The 16,446-nt window shown below is 58.8% G+C and carries 12 protein-coding genes; 9 read left to right on the top strand and 3 right to left on the bottom strand.

Features of this window, described 5'->3' with window-relative positions:
* The first annotated feature begins 21 nt into the window (after positions 1 to 21).
* On the top strand, positions 22 to 927 hold the full coding sequence (locus LBW87_RS19745; protein ID WP_225203172.1) for a LysR family transcriptional regulator: 906 nt from the start codon (positions 22 to 24) through the stop codon (positions 925 to 927).
* A gap of 24 nt (positions 928 to 951) precedes the next feature.
* Here LBW87_RS19745 and LBW87_RS19740 read toward each other — a convergent pair whose 3' ends face one another.
* On the bottom strand, positions 952 to 1,899 hold the full coding sequence (locus tag LBW87_RS19740) for a LysR family transcriptional regulator (RefSeq protein ID WP_225203171.1): 948 nt from the start codon (positions 1,897 to 1,899) through the stop codon (positions 952 to 954).
* Positions 1,900 to 2,095: 196 nt separating this feature from the next.
* Entirely contained in the window at positions 2,096 to 2,734 is a 639-nt protein-coding gene (locus LBW87_RS19735) for an NAD(P)H-dependent oxidoreductase (RefSeq protein WP_225203170.1), read from the bottom strand.
* 143 nt (positions 2,735 to 2,877) lie between these two features.
* On the opposite strand from LBW87_RS19735, the gene LBW87_RS19730 reads away from it, so the two are divergent.
* From LBW87_RS19730 to LBW87_RS19710, 5 genes are all read left to right on the top strand, one after another.
* Positions 2,878 to 3,294, top strand: a complete 417-nt coding sequence (locus tag LBW87_RS19730; protein WP_225203169.1) for a MerR family transcriptional regulator — start codon at positions 2,878 to 2,880, stop codon at positions 3,292 to 3,294.
* A 198-nt stretch (positions 3,295 to 3,492) separates the two neighbouring features.
* Positions 3,493 to 5,250, top strand: a complete 1,758-nt coding sequence (locus tag LBW87_RS19725) for a carboxylesterase/lipase family protein (RefSeq protein WP_225203168.1) — start codon at positions 3,493 to 3,495, stop codon at positions 5,248 to 5,250.
* A gap of 459 nt (positions 5,251 to 5,709) precedes the next feature.
* On the top strand, positions 5,710 to 7,398 hold the full coding sequence (aspT, locus tag LBW87_RS19720) for an aspartate-alanine antiporter (RefSeq protein ID WP_225203167.1): 1,689 nt from the start codon (positions 5,710 to 5,712) through the stop codon (positions 7,396 to 7,398).
* Positions 7,399 to 7,465: 67 nt separating this feature from the next.
* A complete protein-coding gene (locus LBW87_RS19715; RefSeq protein ID WP_225203166.1) occupies positions 7,466 to 9,109 on the top strand; it encodes a bifunctional aspartate transaminase/aspartate 4-decarboxylase in 1,644 nt (547 codons plus the stop codon).
* 291 nt (positions 9,110 to 9,400) lie between these two features.
* Positions 9,401 to 10,180, top strand: coding sequence for an EAL domain-containing protein (locus tag LBW87_RS19710; RefSeq protein WP_225203165.1), 780 nt, complete (start codon positions 9,401 to 9,403; stop codon positions 10,178 to 10,180).
* A gap of 24 nt (positions 10,181 to 10,204) precedes the next feature.
* Here the strand turns inward: LBW87_RS19710 and LBW87_RS19705 are convergent, their stop codons facing one another.
* Entirely contained in the window at positions 10,205 to 11,194 is a 990-nt protein-coding gene (locus LBW87_RS19705) for a DNA-3-methyladenine glycosylase 2 (protein ID WP_320442744.1), read from the bottom strand.
* Between the two features lie 283 nt (positions 11,195 to 11,477).
* Here LBW87_RS19705 and LBW87_RS19700 point away from each other — a divergent pair, with 283 nt between their 5' ends.
* Genes LBW87_RS19700 through LBW87_RS24015 form a run of 3 tightly spaced genes read left to right on the top strand, consistent with a single transcriptional unit; the run spans position 11,478 to position 16,260 of the window.
* Positions 11,478 to 11,840 carry a hypothetical protein gene (locus LBW87_RS19700; protein WP_225203164.1) on the top strand — a complete coding sequence of 121 codons (363 nt, stop codon included), beginning with the start codon at positions 11,478 to 11,480 and terminating at the stop codon, positions 11,838 to 11,840.
* The gene (locus tag LBW87_RS19695; RefSeq protein WP_225203163.1) at positions 11,833 to 12,195 is read left to right on the top strand and encodes a hypothetical protein; all 363 of its coding nucleotides are present in this window, start codon (positions 11,833 to 11,835) and stop codon (positions 12,193 to 12,195) included. The genes LBW87_RS19700 and LBW87_RS19695 overlap by 8 nt, the downstream gene beginning before the upstream one ends.
* A 24-nt stretch (positions 12,196 to 12,219) precedes the next feature.
* Complete coding sequence (locus tag LBW87_RS24015; protein WP_320442743.1) at positions 12,220 to 16,260, top strand: calcium-binding protein; 4,041 nt, start codon at positions 12,220 to 12,222, stop codon at positions 16,258 to 16,260.
* Positions 16,261 to 16,446 lie beyond the last annotated feature (186 nt).

Raw genomic sequence — 16,446 nt, 5'->3', positions numbered from 1 at the left:
TAATATTCTCTCGGAGGCATCATGTTCCCTCACGCTATCGCCACCTTCCTGGAGATCGTGCGGACCGGTAGCCAGAGCGCGGCCGCGGACCGGCTCAACCTGACGCAAACCTCCATCAGCAAACGCATCAAGGCGCTCGAGGACGAGCTGGGCATGCAACTTCTGGAACGAGGAAAGGGAATCCGCCAGGTCAGGCTCACGCCTAGCGGCGAGGAGTTTCTGCGCATCGCCGAGCAATGGCAGCTGTTGTCGCGCGAAGTGGAAATCCTCAGCGCGCAGGGGCCGAGACTTAGTCTTACCATTGCCGCCGTCGACAGCCTGAACGTGTTTGTGCTGCCGCGACTTTATCGGGAACTGCATGCGGAACACCCGGCGATGAAGATCGAGATCCTTACGCTTCACTCGGACGAGATGTATGAAAAGATCGAGCAGAGAAAGCTGGATCTGGCCTTCACGCTGCGCGAGCGAAGTTCGCCAAACGTCAATGTGGATGTGTTCCTGACGTCGCCGATGGTGGTGCTGGGCCTGCAGGATGGAAAATCGAAACCCGGCAAGAAAGTACGCCCGCAGGACCTGGCCGCGGACCATGAATTGTTCGTGCCCTGGGGGCGGCAGTTCGATGCGTGGCACGACCACTGGTGGGATCCGCTGACGCCTTCGCGTATCAAGCTCGATAGCGGCTACCTGATCCTGTCGATGCTGCATCACCCCGACCAATGGGCGATCGTTCCGCGCTGGCTGGCCGAAGCCACGCTTTCCAGGGGGCCCTACATGATTCGCGAACTTACCGATCCGCCACCGCCCTATACCTGCTATCGCCTCTCCCACAAGCAACCCACCGCAGGCGCCGCGCGCAGCATCGCCATCGTCGATAGCCATTGCGAGAGAATCTTCGACCGGGATGCGCGCCTACCCTACCTCGGATAAAGCGATGAGCGACGCACCCTGCTACTAAGCCGCGTCGCCATCCCCTTCGATGGCATCCAGCGCCCACCCTGCCGGGCGCCCGATATGCGCTCGCAACGCATCCAGCAATACCGTCACGCGCGCCGGCGGTTGCCGCAACGCGCGCAAGGCGTGAATGCCGGTCCGCGCACACGGCTGCGTCGACCACTCGGCAAAGAGCTGCACCAGATGCCCCGCCTTGATATCAGGACCGACCACCCAATCCGGCAGATAACCGATCCCCAAGCCTTCGCGGGCGGCCAGCCGCATCGCTTCAAAGTCGTCACAGGCAAAGACCGGTTGCGAACTGGCCGCACGCGACGGTTGACCAAGTACGTCAGCCCATCCCAGCAAGTCCGCGCCGTGCAATTTGTCGATCAGGCAATGCGAGGCCAGCTCGGCCAACACGGCCGGCTGACCTGTCCGTTCCAGATAGGCGGAGCTCGCACAAAGGATGCGGGTCTGGGTCGCAATGCGCGTCGCAATCAGGGTGCTGTCAGCCATGTCGCCGATGCGAATAACTAAGTCCAGCCGTTCCGCGACCGGGTCGGCGAGCCGCTCGGTCAAGTCCAGCTCAAGGCGCAGACCGGGATACTTGCGCGCCAGCTCGCCCATGACCGGCAGGACATAGCGTTTGCCGAAGGTGGGAAAGCAGGCCACCCGCAGGGTGCCGGTGACGGCGCCCTTCATCGACGCCAGTTCTTGCTGGGCGTCTTCCAGCGAATCGAGAATCTGCCGGGCGCGCACCAGAAGCGCCTCGCCCGCATCGGTCAGCGTCAGCAGGCGGGTCGAGCGCAGGAACAAAGGGGTATCGAGATACGCCTCCAGCGTATCGATCTGACGCCCGACCGATGAAGGCGTGCGCCCCCGGCGACGTCCCGCGCCGGAAAAGCTCCCCTCGCGCGCGACGTCGGCGAAGACGCCCAGGAATTCGGCAAATTTTTCTGACTGCATCGGTGCATTCCTCGCATGGCCGTGGCAGGAAGAGCAATCTTGCCAGCGCCCTGCCCTGCTTCAATCTTATCGATTCCACATGCTAACGAATTCGGACCCGCAGGATAATCATGCGAAGGTATAGTAAGACCGGCTTGGCTTGTCGAGGATGCAGGCGGTAGCCGGCCGCATCGCGACCGGCCAGCGCAGAGGTGACTTACTTGACTTCGGTGAACAGATCTTCCTTGGCGCGACGCACCTTGACCAGGTCCACCAGCCAGTCGCCCTCATCGGCCCGATAGCCCAGCGGCAACATGACCACGCTGCGCAGGCCTCGGCGCTTCAGATCAAGGATCTCGTCCACGGCATCAGGATCAAAGCCTTCCATCGGGGTCGAGTCGACCCGTTCGGAGGCCGCCGCCAGCATCGCAAAACCCAGTGCGATGTAGGCCTGGCGCGCAGCGCTTTGGGCATTGACCTGCGTACCGCGCGCCGCCACGATCGACAACAGCTGCTGCCGGTAGGCTTCCCACCCTTCGTTGATGGTGCCGCGTTGCTGGTTGGTCAGGTCGAACATCATGTTGACGCGATCAGCGGTGATATCGTCCCATGCCGCAAACACCAGCAGGTGGGAACTGTCGGTGACTTGCGACTGGTTCCAGGCGACCGCCTTGATCTTTTCGCGCACGCTCGGGTTGGTCACGACCATCACTTCGAACGGCTGCAGTCCGCTCGAGGTCGGCGCCAGGCGGATCGCCTCCAGGATGCGCTCGATCTTTTCGGCAGGCACTGCCTTGGATGCATCGTACTTCTTGGTGGCGTAACGCCAGTTCATGTCTTTCAGCAATTCGCTCATAAAACCCTCGATTCAGTTCGCATGGTGATTCATTACTAACGCAATGAAGAAATCTTGCCGATCATCTACAGACTAACAACCGGAAATGATGATGGGCATTCGCACGTATAATAAGTTTCAAGTCAACTTGAAGGTCAAGCACAATGAAGATAGGTGAACTGGCCCGGCAGACCGGGCTGGCAACTTCTGCCATCCGGTTCTACGAAGAACAGGGACTGATTGCCTCGCCGGCGCGCGGGGCGAATGGTTATCGCAGCTACGACGAACGCGCATTGAAGCAGTTGCGTATCGTGGTGGCGGTGCAGAAGCTGGGGTTTTCGCTGGAAAATATCCGCCGCATGTTCTCGGACGACGGAGTCTGCTCCAAGACGCGCACCATCGAACAGATCGAGGTGCGACTAAGCGAATTGCAAGAACTCGAACTGGCCCTCGCCTCGCAGCGCCGGGACATCGAGTCATTGAAGAAGGCGCTTGAAGAAAGCATCGAGAGCGGCCAGGACCCGATGTGTCCGACGCTGGTGGCGGCGTCCCCCAGGCGTACCCGCAAGCTGGCTTCCTGAGGCAAGGCCTGACATGGACTGCAGAGCCACCAGAAACTCCGGCCTTGATGCTGGCGGTTCATTAGCAACCAGGGCAGTCTCGCAGGCCGCGCCTGCGTTGCGCCGACCCTTGCTTTTTTAGGGCAGCCGTCACTATTCTGGTGCACCGGCACGGATCATAAAGAGTACAAATTCGCCCGATTCACCGCATCAACTTGCTTGGCCAAGACCACAGCAAATACACTCGGCGGGCCGGATATTTTCATTCTATCCGGGGCGCATCTGCTTTATCTCCGACTGCTTCCAGCCCCCTTCCTTGCTGAAAAAGACTACTCCTCTATGCAACGTGATCGCCGCCGATTCTTGTCACAAGGTTCAGGCTTGGGCATGGCCCTTGCCTTTCCACTTCTTGGCAACGCCGCCACTTCATCCGATCCCCTCCAGCAACGACGCGCAGTGACAATAGAAGCGCCATGCGGGCCGATTCGCGGAGCGGCAGAAAATGGCGTGAACTCCTTTAAAGGAATTCCTTATGCCATGCCACCCGTTGGTCCATTGCGCTTCAAGGCGCCCCAACCGGCGCCCCGGACACGCACCGTCATCAACGCATTCTCGTTTGCCAACGCGCCGATTCAACCCGATAGAATCCAGGCAGGAACAGGCCGCCGGTTCATCGGCGATGTGAACCAGAGCGAAGACTGTCTTTACCTGAATATATGGACGCCTGACACGCCCGGGCCGCACCCTGTATTCGTCTGGATCTATGGTGGCAGCAATATCTATGGCGCGACCAGCCAGCCCCTGTATGACGGCACCAGCTTTGCCAGGAGCGGCGTAGTCTGCGTCACCATCGGCTATCGCCTCGGTGCGCTTGGCTTCCTCGAGCTGGGCGCCATCCTGGGTGACGCATACAACGGCAGTGGCAATAACGCCCTGCGTGACCAGGTCCTGGCGCTGACATGGGTCAGGGATAATATTTCAGCCTTTGGCGGCGATCACGACAAGGTGACGATCGCCGGCGAATCCGCAGGCGGCAAGAACCTTTCTGCCTTGCTGGCGGCCCCTGCCGCCAAGGGGCTGTTCCAGCAAGCCATTGTGCAAAGCGGTGGCGCCCTCACCACTCATACGCAAAAAGACGCCCAGGAGGTCGCGGGGATCTTCGCCTCAGCGCTGCAGCAACAAGCGCCGGGAACACCTGTCGCGCAACTGCTCTTGAACACCGACGCCGCCGCCCTGCTCAAGGCGCAGGTCAAGACGGTTGAACAATATCAACGGAACTTTGCATTTCGCACGGTGATTGACCGCGACTTCATGCCTCGTTCGCCACAGGCATTGATTGCAGACGGCGCATCCAGCGACGTACCGTTGCTGATCGGGAGCAATCGCGATGAAGCCTTGCTGTTCTTCCCACCGGCATTGCTGGCAGCGCATCGACAGAATACCTATTCTGCCGCCGCAATCTCATCGCGGGAAATGGCCCAGATTGATCCGGCGACAATGCAGCAGGCCGACGATCTGTACCAGAAAGCGTTTCCCTCGCAATCGGCCTTTGACCGTCGGCTGCGTTTATTGACTGCCGAAGAGTACTGGATCCCGACCATTCGCGTCGCCGATGCGCATGCCGCCAATGGCGGTAAAACCTACCTGTACCGCTTTGATGAAAGCGCCAGGCAGGGACCGTTTTCCGGGTATGCAGTCCATGCCGGCGAGCAGCCGTTTACCTGGCGCAATTTCGGCGAGCCATTCCTTGAAATGCTGTACGGCAGAAATCCGCCAACCCCGGCATTTGCAGATGTGGTCCATCAAACCTGGGTCTCGTTCATCAAGACCGGTACGCCCTCGCACCCGCAACTTCCCACCTGGCCGCGGTATTCGCCTCAAGGGCGCCGTACGATGATTCTCGATGGCGCCGGCAGCACTATCCAGACCGATCCGGCAGGACAGGAGCGCGAACTGTGGAATCGTGTGATGCCCTGAGCGCCGTTCATGGCATTGACCAGATACAGATGAAGCGGCGCCGGGTTCCCGGCGCCCGCCCCATGCATCGCTACTCTTCCGGGTAATAACAAAAAATCAATAGCCCGGTTTCCAGGCGCGACTGCAACCGCAGCTGTCCATTGACGCCCAAAAAATTATCGTTCATCCTACGGGCGACCAAGAGCCGGGAAACAATAGTCTAATAAAAATAACAGCCCGGCCAGAGACCGCCGCGCTCTCAAGAAACCAGAGGCGCGCAGATTTTCGCGCCGTCGGCATTACCCACAACTCGCCCATTCCCTCGGCTAATGCCATGGCGATTTGCGCACAGCGACGAGGGTCGCCATGAATTGATGATCGGTCTTGCCCGTACTTGCTTCAGGTCATTGAAATTATTGTTCGAGAAGATATCCTGCCCGATGTTGAAGAACGATTTATTCCTACCGAAAGGCGGTAATCATGGATTGGCTGCATGCGCTGTTCGCAAAATCTCCCGAGATTGCGTTGTTCCTGTCCCTGGCCGTCGGCTATTACATCGGCAAGATCCAGTTCGGCAAGTTTCAGCTGGGCGGCGTGGCCGGCTCGCTGCTGGTGGCGGTGCTGGTCAGCCAGGTCGGCGTGAGCATCGATCCAGGCGTCAAGTCGGTGCTGTTCGCCCTCTTCATCTATGCCGTCGGGTATGAAAGCGGCCCGCAATTCTTTAATTCCCTCGGCAAGCAATCGATTCGCGAAATCATTCTGGCGGCGGTGCTGGCCATCAGTGGCCTGGCGACCGTGGTGGTCATGGCCAAGCTGTTCGGTCTCGACAAGGGACTGGCCGCCGGCATTGCCGCCGGAGGCCTGACGCAGTCGGCCATCATCGGCACCGCCGGCGACGCCATCGCCAAGCTCGGCCTGGCCGCCGACGAAGTCAAGCGGCTGCAGGGCAACGTGGCCGTGGGTTACGCCGTGACCTATGTCTTCGGTTCGTTCGGCGCCATCCTGGTCTGCGTGAACCTGCTGCCGAAGTTGATGGGGCGCAGCATCAAGGAAGATGCGGTGCGAGCCGAAGCTGCCATGCAGCAAGGCGTGCAGGTGCTGGCACCGGGGCAGCAGGCCGCGGCCCCCGATCTGGTAGGTCGGATTTATCAAATCGATGCCGCCACCGGGCTCACGGTGAATCAAATCGAAAAGAAACATCCGACCGCATCGATTACGGTCGAGCGCGTCAAGCGCGACGGCAAGATCATCGAGACGACTCCGCAACTGCTGCTGCAAGCCGGCGACATCGTGCTGGTGGTCGGACGGCGGGCGGCGATGGTCGGCATCGCCGCCCTGTTTGGTCGCGAGCTGTACGCCGTCGACGGCATGGAGCAGACGATGGAGCGCCGGGATGTGGTGCTGTCGAACCGCGAATATCACAACCGCACCGTCGGCGATATCAGCGCCAAGACCGCCAGCGAGGTGCGTCATGGCATCTATGTGGTGCAACTGACCCGCATGGGAAAAGCGCTGCCGATGCACGACGAGACCGTGATCCAGACTGGCGACGTGGTGACCGTGTTCGGCTCGGAACAGGACGTCAAGCGCGTCTCGGCACTGATCGGCTACGCCATCGTGCCCAGCCCCAAGACCGATTTCGTCTACCTGGGCGCCGGCCTGGTGGTGGGCTTGCTGATCGGATTGCTGACCGCGCGCATCGGGTCGATTCCACTGACGCTGGGCAGTGGCGGCGGTGCGCTGCTGTCGGGGTTGCTGTTCGGCTGGCTGCGGGCCAGGCGGCAGACATTCGGCGCCATGCCCAACGGCGCCGTGCAGATCCTGAAAGACCTGGGACTGGCCGGATTCGTCGTCGTGGTCGGGCTGTCTTCCGGCCTGCAGGCAGTGCAGACCATCAAGGCGCAGGGGTTGACGCTGTTCGGCGTGGGCGTGGTGGTCACCATCTTGCCGCTGGTATTGACCATGCTGTTCGGCCGCTATGTTCTGCGCTATGACAACACGGCCGTCTTCGCCGGCGCGCTGAGCGGATCGCGCAGCGCCAATCCGGCCTTCGGCGAAATTCTCGACAAGGCCGAGAACGCCATCCCCACCGTTCCCTTCGCCATTACCTATGCATTGGCGAACGTGTTCCTCACCCTGCTTGGCCCACTGGTAGTAGCGCTGGTTTGAGCGCACATCGAGCCGGCAGTGGCCGACTCCGCAATCTTTGCAGTTCTCTTCCCAAAGGAGTAACACCATGGATTTTAGCGACCCAGAAAAACTTGCCCTGCTGAGCCCCTTCGAATTGAAGGATGCGTTGATCCAGAGCGCCATGCAGAACAACAAGCTGATGCTCAATGCGGGTCGGGGCAATCCGAATTTCGTGGCCACCAAACCGCGCCATGGCTTCTTCCAGTTCGGGCTGTTCGCCATGACCGAGGCCGAGCGGTCTTATATCTACATGGATGGCGTCGGCGGTTTTCCGCAACGCGAAGGCATCGAGGCCCGCTTCGAACTGTACGCCAAGAATCATGCGGATGTTCCCGGCGTGCGCTTCATCGAGGCCGCAGTCTCTTACGTGCGAGATCAGCTGGGCATGTCTGCGGGCGATTTCATCTACGAGATGTGCGAGGCCATCCTCGGCTGCAACTACCCGGTGCCAGACCGCATGCTGCGCATGACAGAGCGTATCGTCGGCAACTATCTGCACAAGGAGATGATCGGCACCCATCCCTTCGTCGGCCACTTCGACATGTATGCGGTCGAGGGCGGCACCGCCGCGATGACCTACCTGTTCGGTAGCCTCAAGGCCAATCACGTGATCAAGGATGGCGACACGATCGCGCTGGGCATGCCGATTTTCACGCCCTACATCGAGATTCCGCACCTGGCCGAATTCAACCTGGTCGAGGTGACCATCGATGCGCCGCAATCCAACAACTGGCAGTACACCAGGAAAGAACTCGACAAACTGCTCGACCCCAAGGTGAAGGCATTCTTCCTGGTCAATCCGAGCAATCCACCGTCGGTCAAGATCGACGACAAGACCCTGGCCTACATCGCAGAGATCATCAAGAAACGTCCCGATCTGATCATCCTCACCGATGATGTCTATGCCACTTTTGCCGACAACTTCACCTCGCTCTTCGCCATCTGCCCGTACAACACCATCCTGGTGTATTCGTTTTCTAAATACTTCGGTGCGACCGGCTGGCGCATGGGCGTAGTCGCCACGCACAAGCAGAATGTGATCGACGAACTGATTTCCAAATTGCCGGAGAAGACCGCCCGCCAGCTCGACCAGCGCTACAGTTCGATCACGACGGCGCCGCGCAACATCAAGTTCATTGATCGCCTGGTAGCCGATAGCCGTACCGTCGCCCTCAATCACACGGCTGGTCTATCGACGCCGGTACAGGCGCAGATGACCTTGTTCTCGTTGTTTTCGCTGATGGATGAGGCTGGCAGCTACAAGGCGTCGATGAAGCGCATTGTCCTTCGTCGCAAGGAAGCGCTGTATCGTGAGCTTGGACTGCCGATGCCGGTCGACGCCAATTCGGTGCGTTACTACCACCTGCTGGACCTGGAACTGCTGTCGGCTGAAATGCACGGCGCCGAATTCTCCAAGTGGTTGCTGACGCGGTTAAAGCCTAACGAAGCGCTGTTCCGCCTGGCCGAAGAAACCGGGGTGATCCTGTTGCCGGGCAAGGGCTTTGGCGCCAGTCATCCATCAGGCCGCGTGTCGCTGGCCAACCTCAATGAATACGACTATGCCAACATCGGTCGCGCGATCCGCAAGATGGCTTCCGAATACTATGCCCTGTTCGAGCAGGAAAAAGGAAAAGCCAAGCCCAAGGCGAGCAAGGTAAGCAAGCCGGCCAAGGGCAAGCGCCGCGATTGATGTTTCCGGTGTTCGCCATTACGTCCTAGCCTGCAGCAGGGATCTCATGAAGACCGCCGTATTCATTACCCGTCGCATGATCAGCCCTTGTTTTCTCGTGAAAATCGGCATGGCGAACGTCAATCGTTGCCTCTCAGGTATGAAGTTAGGGGATATCCTGATACCCGGATTATGCGAAAAAAGCGATACTGGCGAGTGTCCAGGCGACTGTAGAAATCCCGCAGTCCCGCCCTCCGAAAAATTGCATCGGGGGCTTTGTCCATTATCTCTTCGCTTCTGAAGCCACCTCGCATGATCCCACTCCGCGCAGATCCATCTTCCCGGGAAAATACGGGCTGCAACGGCTGCCATGGCCCGGCGCAGCACGACATCGCGTTCGAATTCGCCTATCAGCCCATCGTCGACCTCGACGCCAGATCGGTCTATGCCTTCGAAGCGCTGGTACGCGGCCCCGAAGGGCAATCTGCGGCCAGCGTGCTGACGCAGGTCAACGACAACAACCGTTACCGTTTCGACCAGGCTTGCCGGATGAAGGCAGTCGAAGGGGCAGCCAGGCTGGGCATGACCGAACTGCTGTCGATCAATTTCCTGCCCAATGCCGTGTATCGGCCCGAGGTCTGCATCCGCAGCACCTTCGAGGCTGCGCGCACGCACGGTTTCCCGATCGAGAACATCATCTTCGAGGTGACCGAGGGCGAGCACATCCAGGATCGGCCTCATCTGGTTAACATCTTCAAGGAATACAAGCGCTTCGGTTTCCAGACCGCCATCGATGACTTCGGCGCCGGCTATGCGGGGCTCAATCTGTTAGCCGAATACCAGCCCGACATCGTCAAGATCGACATGGACCTGGTGCGTCATGTCGATACCGACAAGCCTCGGCAATCGATTGTGGCCGGCATCACCCGGATCTGTCGCGAACTCGATATCCGGGTTCTGGCGGAAGGCATCGAAACGCGTGGCGAACGCGATTTCCTGGCCAGTGTCGGCGTCAGGCTGATGCAGGGCTATTGGTTCGCCAAGCCGGGCTTCAAGGAACTGCCGCAGATACCTCCCGCCGCCTGGGATTGATGGTTGCGGCATGCCCCTCGAGGCTCAATAAGCCGATTCCACCTTGAGACTGGCCCAGAGATGCGCCGCGGCCATGGTCCGGTGCGGACTATAGCGCCTTAGGAATTCTTCAGCGGCCGGCATGTCGGGCCGCACCGCATGTCCGCATAATTTCCCTATCGCAGTGCGCACCGCCACATCGCCATGCAGCGAGCAGTCGGCGTGCCCGAAGCCCCTCAACAGCGCGTAGTTGACGGTCCACGGGCCGATCCCTTTTACCGCCAGCAGCGCCGCACAGATCGATTCGATCGGGTTGGATGGGTGCTCGACCAGATCAAGCTCGCCGCTGGCCACCATGGTCGCCAATCTCAATATGGTCTCGGCTTTCGAGCGCGAATACTGGCGGGTGGTCAGCGCCTCCAGCGGGACCCTGGCCGCATCGGCCGGCGACGGATAACACCAAAGACCATTGCTATGGCGCCGGCCAGCCAGTTCGATGAAGGTACGCCTGAGCGATACCGCAAACGAGACATTGATCTGCTGTCCCATCACCGCCCAGGTCAGGGCTTCGAAAATACTCGACGACTGCACGATGCGCAGGCTCTTCTGCTTTTTGGTCAGGGGACCGAACAGGGGATCGGACATCACGAAGGCGGCGAAGGGTCGCGGGTCCAGCCGCAGGCCGAGCAAGCTGGTCAACACTTCATTGGCCTGCGCCTGCATCGCATCGCTCAGTGCGCCATCAACGTGAATGATGCAATCGGCACTCTTCTTGCCGAATGCGATGTCGACTACCGCTGGCGTGTCGTCGATCAGCACGCCCTTGCGCAGACCCGAATCTGTTATTGCCTCGGCCAGTTGCTGCTGGTCGCGGCCGTGGAAGCTCAGCACATCGGTCGAGTCATAACCGGGCGGCAGCTTCAATGAGATTGCCATTTCGGACGACATCTGCTGGCTTATGGTCTTCCTTGCGGTCTTCTTTTCTGTCTTCTTTTCGATGGCCATGATGAGCTTGTAGCGGACGGGATCACGCACAGTGTAACCGTCGGCTGGATTGTCCGCGCACGGCACCGTTGCTAGCGCGTGCTTGTTGGACCAGTCCACGAAATTTGAATTGTGCCGGGATAGTGGGGAACAGGAAGCTGACGCTGCCCAATGGCGTTTGATGATGGGCAACCACGGTCGAAAACGTGACGCAATCGTAAACAGGACCGGAAATGATGATTCAGGCCATCAAGCCAGCCCATCCCACCGTACTTCGTATGGCGTCCTGCGCTCAGTTGAATTCGCTCAATATCGCGAAAAAGAAAGGAATTGAATGAGTCTGAAAGCGCTCGGGATCTACTTCGTTAGTTTGACTTTCGCTCTTGTTTTTCTCCTAGGTTTTATTACATGGCATGGCAGTGATGTGGAGTTTCAGCATTACACCGCCATCCGCATGCACGCCTGCGACATCGTAAAGAACGATCGATCAACCTTGCTCGGATTCGATCCGGATAAGTGTCAGGTTCATCGTAGACCGATGTGGGTTGGCGAGTTGATTGATGTTTCCTGCACCGCCGTTGACCGTGATGAAAAGGAGCATCAATTCTCCTACTCCTATAGCGACGTGCATGGCGTCTTCAATTATTTCTTCAAACGCTATTTCCCGGCCAACCGAGGAGGTCATTGCAATGGCTGACCTGCGAGAAGTATGGGCGTGGATTGTCTTCTATCTAATCACTTCGATCTTCGCGTTCATGGCGGCTCTATTCATCATGAACCTTTTTTGGCCAAGCTACGACGCTAGCGAACAATCATCTGGGCCTCTAGAACAGCAGTTTTATCTTCTACTCGCTGATCGTGGCTATTGGATGACGGGAAAAAATCGTGACAGTGAATTCGGGGAGGGAATGAGTGAAAAAGGACGGGAACGTTTCGCAAGGCTGCTAAACGACATCAGGTTCAAGAGAGATTGTCTGGACGGCGCAGACAAGAAAAACAAGGAAGAAATGGAGTGCACTGTAAATGGTGAATGGATTTATTTCGTCAATTAAGGCGGAATTAGCAAAGGAGCTTATATGAGCAAGGAAAAAGTGGTCTGGGATAAGAATGGTCTTCCTCCAAAGAGCTTTTGGGATGACCATTGGAAAAATGGCGGGGGGAAAACCGTTGTCATTCCCTCATGGATAATTTTCGAAGCGGTCGGCGACGGCCTGAGCTTAGCCAATCTAGCGGCCAGCAAAAAATTACTCGACCCCAAAGTGCCGATAGGCCAGAGGATATTAATAAAGGGGGCACCATACGCACAGGTTTTATATGACGAACTAGGCCTGCTCCACGATGCATCCTATTTTCTCGGTGCGACAAGTTATACCGTAGATATAGACCTGAAAAAAGTGGCCAAGGATAAGGTTATTGGCACAGCCACTTATACTTTTCATGGAGAGGATTTTGATTGGAACCGGAACGACAGCGACTCATGGGACACTGCATTCGCGAAATTTGTTCGAAGGAGCTATGTCGGCGATGGAACTCCCTTCAAGGTCGAGCCCGGCGGGCCGAATAGCCTTCAAGTCAGCGGAGAGGCTTTTATCGGATTCGATCCCAGATTTGACATCGCCGATGTCAAATCCTACAACCGTTTGAAATATGGAGTTGTCGATCAAGTCGAATCCAAATTCATCATTGGCGTAGAGCGTGAAAATACAGCGCCAACTACCCTCTGGCAGAGTAATACAGAGACCGCGAATGGAACAACCATTACCCAAACCGATAATAACGGCGACGGGAAATGGGACCGATTTCAGATCGACACGGGTTCAGACAACGGCGGCACGCCAAAACATCACATCGACACCGGCACCACCCTCGACCAGATGCTAGACGCCGACCGCAAGATGCAAAGCCTGCACCGGCTTGGCGAACTGGGTTCAGGCACCTGGGGCATGTACACCGAATGGTCGACTCGCCAACTGGTGGATGACAAGCCATTTACCTATACCCCTGGCTATACCTACCGACCAACGTTCGAGATGCCTGGACACAACCCGATTGGCGCCTTCTATGAGAGCCGCTCTGCAGCGCTGGATACAGCCGAATCGGTCGCCGCGCACAGTTTCCGCATTCTTGATGAAAAATCCGAGGCGGTGAGCGAGCGTCAATTACATGCGCGAGACATCGACGGCGACGGCCGCCTCGTCGGTAGCGAGCTCGATGGACTGTCAGCATGGGTCGACCGCAATGAAGATGGCGTGATGAATGACATCAGCGGCGCTGGCACGGAAAAAGTAACGCTGCGCATGGCCCTCGCCGGCATCGGCCTGGCCAGCTTGGGCGGCGCCGACTATCGTTGGTACACAGCGGGTAACGGCAAGCAACGCACTGACAGAGAACGTGACGTGGTGACGCCAGTAGAGCATCGTACTGCGCCGCAGGCATTGGCAAGCGACTACCGGCAGTTGCGCAATGGCGATCCGGTTTTTGCGGTCGCCAGCGGCGGATTGATCACCTGGCAAGCCAATCAGGTCAAGCTGAGCGGCAACCAGCTCAATCTGGTAGGCACGGACGGCGACGACAGCTTCGACATCAACTACTACCGGCAATACGACGGCCGCTATTTCAGCCTGCGCCATGTCCAGAATTTCTATGCCGGCGCAGGCAACGATGTCATGGGTGGCAGCGCACGGTCTGACAGGATGTGGGGTGGCACCGGCAACGATGCCCTGCTTGGCTACGACGGCAACGACACCATGCATGGCGAAGAAGGCGACGATGAACTGCAGGGCAATGCCGGGCATGATGTCCTGATCGGCGGCGCGGGCAATGATCGCCTGTTCGGCCAGGTCGGCAACGACACGCTCGATGGCGGTGACGGAGATGATCTGCTGATTGGCTTCAATGGCGCCAACGAGGCGACCCAGGCCTTGGCCGCCGGCGAACTCGATGACGACCTGCTGCTGGGCGGCGCGGGTAATGACCAGCTCGACGGCGGATTGGGTAACGATTACCTCGATGGCGGCATTGGCGACGATCTGCTGCTGGGTGACGCCGGTGCCGACACCCTGTTTGGCGGCAGCGGCCAGGACGAACTCGATGGCGGCGACGGCATCGACACCATGATGGGCGGTGATGGCAACGACAAGATGTTCGGCGGGGTGGGAAACGACACCATGTACGGTGGCGATGGCAATGACATTATGCTCGGCTTCACGGCCACCAATGTCCGCAAACAAACCTTGAATGCAGGTGAAACCGACGACGACGTAATGCATGGCGGCGCCGGCAACGATCTCCTGCTGGGTGGCCTGAGGAACGACCAGCTCTGGGGCGATGCCGGCGACGACGAGCTGCAAGGCGGCCAGGATCACGATCTGCTCTATGGCGGTGCCGGTCGCGACCGTCTGTTCGGCGGCGTCGGCGATGACGTTCTCTATGGCGGCGCGGGGGATGACATTCTGGTGGGCTTCACCGGCAGCAATGAACTCAAGCAGTCACTCCTGGCCGGCGAAACCGACAACGATCATCTCTATGGTGGCGCCGGTAATGACCTGCTGCTGGCGGGCCTGGGTAACGATTATCTCGATGGCGGCGCCGGAGCAGATCGCATGCAGGGTGGTCGCGGCGATGACCTTTACCTCGTCAACAGCGTCAATGACGTCATTCTTGAGTTCAGCGATGAAGGCGACGATACCGTCCTCAGCAGCGTCAACTATGTGCTCAACGAACATATCGAGCAACTGCACCTGATGGAGGGGCTGGCCATCAACGGCACTGGCAACAGCCGCGACAACACCATCATCGGCAACGACTGCGACAACCTGATCGATGGCGTCACCGGTGCCGATGTGATGATAGGTGCCAAGGGTAACGATACCTATCATGTCGACCATCTAAACGACCGCGTGATCGAACACCAGAGCGAGGGGATCGATACCGTCAATGCGAGTATCAGCTACCAGTTGGCCGACCATGTCGAAAATCTGGTCCTGCTGGATTTTTCGACGCCAGAAAAGGGGCGCGCCGACGGCGTCGATATCCTGGTCTACGGTTATCCCAAGGCCAATGAACTGGACTACATGCAAGGCAATGCCGTCAAAGGTTATCAGGGCACCTGCGCCATGGTCGGGATCGCCAACATGGCGACTCAGGGTGGGTGGGGCTTGGGCGAGGCCGATGTCGTCGGGCGCGCCATCGACAATGAATGGTGCGTCACCGATACGGCCAGCAGCGATTATGAACGCGGCGGATCGAACTACATCAACCAGCAGGCCTTGCTGGAGAGCTACGGCATCCGCAATCGCCAGCTGGCCGGCTACGACGAACAGGCGATTGCCAACCTGATACGGGGTGGGCGCGGCGTCATCGTCGGCCTCAATGCGGGCAAGCTGTGGGAGGACGAGGCCTACCGCGATCATGGTGGCGTCAATCACATCGTCACCGTAACTGGTGTCGCGATCGATGCTGCCAGCGGCGCACTCAACGGATTCTATATTGCAGATTCGGGTCGGGCGCTGGTGAGTGACATGACACGCTATGTGGCAATCGCCGATTTTCGCCGGCATGCCAATGTCACCAATGCCTATGCCATCTATTCCATCGAACCGATCAAGCTGTGGGAAGAAAATATCGATGGCATCGGCAATGCGATGGACAACACCTTGATGGGCAACCGCGGCAATAACGTGCTGGCCGGCGGCACGGGCAACGATATCCTGATGGGGGGCCTGGGAGACGATACCTATCTGTTCAATCGTGGCGATGGCCGCGACGTGATCAACGAAGCCGGTGGCGCAGCAACTGAGCACAACGTGCTGGCCCTGGGCGCCGATATCGCCTTGCAGGACCTGTGGTTCACCCATGACGGCGATGACATGGTGATCGATCTGCTCGGCCAGGATGCCGGGGGCCAGGACCGCGACCAGATCATCGTGCGTGGCTGGTACGCCGCAAGCCGCCAGAAAGTCGAATCGATCACGCTGGGTGGCGGCGAAGCCTTGTCCAGCCGCGATGCCGAAATGATGGCGGCCACCATGCAGTCGCTGACAGCGTCGTCTGCAACTGCACACGCCCTGTGGCAGAGCAATCGCCGTGCAGCGCCTGCTGCCAGCGCCTGGAACTGAGCATCATCGAGAGCGGCGCATGATGGTCGCAGGGCCTCCCCGGGCTCTGCGACCAGCCCGAAGAATCCGGCAAGCCTGGCGACCCCGCACCATGAGCGCAGCCGGCAGTTTCTGAAGCTGGTGGCTTAGTCAATAATCACCTCGTCGTCCCTGCGCAGGCAGGGACCCAGCGTCGTTATTCGCGCC

This window comes from Herbaspirillum sp. alder98, from assembly GCF_020179755.1.
Lineage (GTDB): Bacteria > Pseudomonadota > Gammaproteobacteria > Burkholderiales > Burkholderiaceae_D > Herbaspirillum.
This window is presented reverse-complemented; position numbering and strand designations above follow the sequence as displayed.

Excerpts from the sequence above, each read along its gene's own strand:
- LBW87_RS19745 (WP_225203172.1), top strand. The coding sequence starts at position 22 with ATGTTCCCTCACGCTATCGCCACCTTCCTGGAGATCGTGCGGACCGGT.
- LBW87_RS19740 (WP_225203171.1), bottom strand. The coding sequence starts at position 1,899 with ATGCAGTCAGAAAAATTTGCCGAATTCCTGGGCGTCTTCGCCGACGTC.
- LBW87_RS19735 (WP_225203170.1), bottom strand. The coding sequence starts at position 2,734 with ATGAGCGAATTGCTGAAAGACATGAACTGGCGTTACGCCACCAAGAAG.
- LBW87_RS19730 (WP_225203169.1), top strand. The coding sequence starts at position 2,878 with ATGAAGATAGGTGAACTGGCCCGGCAGACCGGGCTGGCAACTTCTGCC.
- aspT (WP_225203167.1), top strand. The coding sequence starts at position 5,710 with ATGGATTGGCTGCATGCGCTGTTCGCAAAATCTCCCGAGATTGCGTTG.
- LBW87_RS19715 (WP_225203166.1), top strand. The coding sequence starts at position 7,466 with ATGGATTTTAGCGACCCAGAAAAACTTGCCCTGCTGAGCCCCTTCGAA.
- LBW87_RS19710 (WP_225203165.1), top strand. The coding sequence starts at position 9,401 with ATGATCCCACTCCGCGCAGATCCATCTTCCCGGGAAAATACGGGCTGC.
- LBW87_RS19700 (WP_225203164.1), top strand. The coding sequence starts at position 11,478 with ATGAGTCTGAAAGCGCTCGGGATCTACTTCGTTAGTTTGACTTTCGCT.
- LBW87_RS19695 (WP_225203163.1), top strand. The coding sequence starts at position 11,833 with ATGGCTGACCTGCGAGAAGTATGGGCGTGGATTGTCTTCTATCTAATC.
- LBW87_RS24015 (WP_320442743.1), top strand. The coding sequence starts at position 12,220 with ATGAGCAAGGAAAAAGTGGTCTGGGATAAGAATGGTCTTCCTCCAAAG.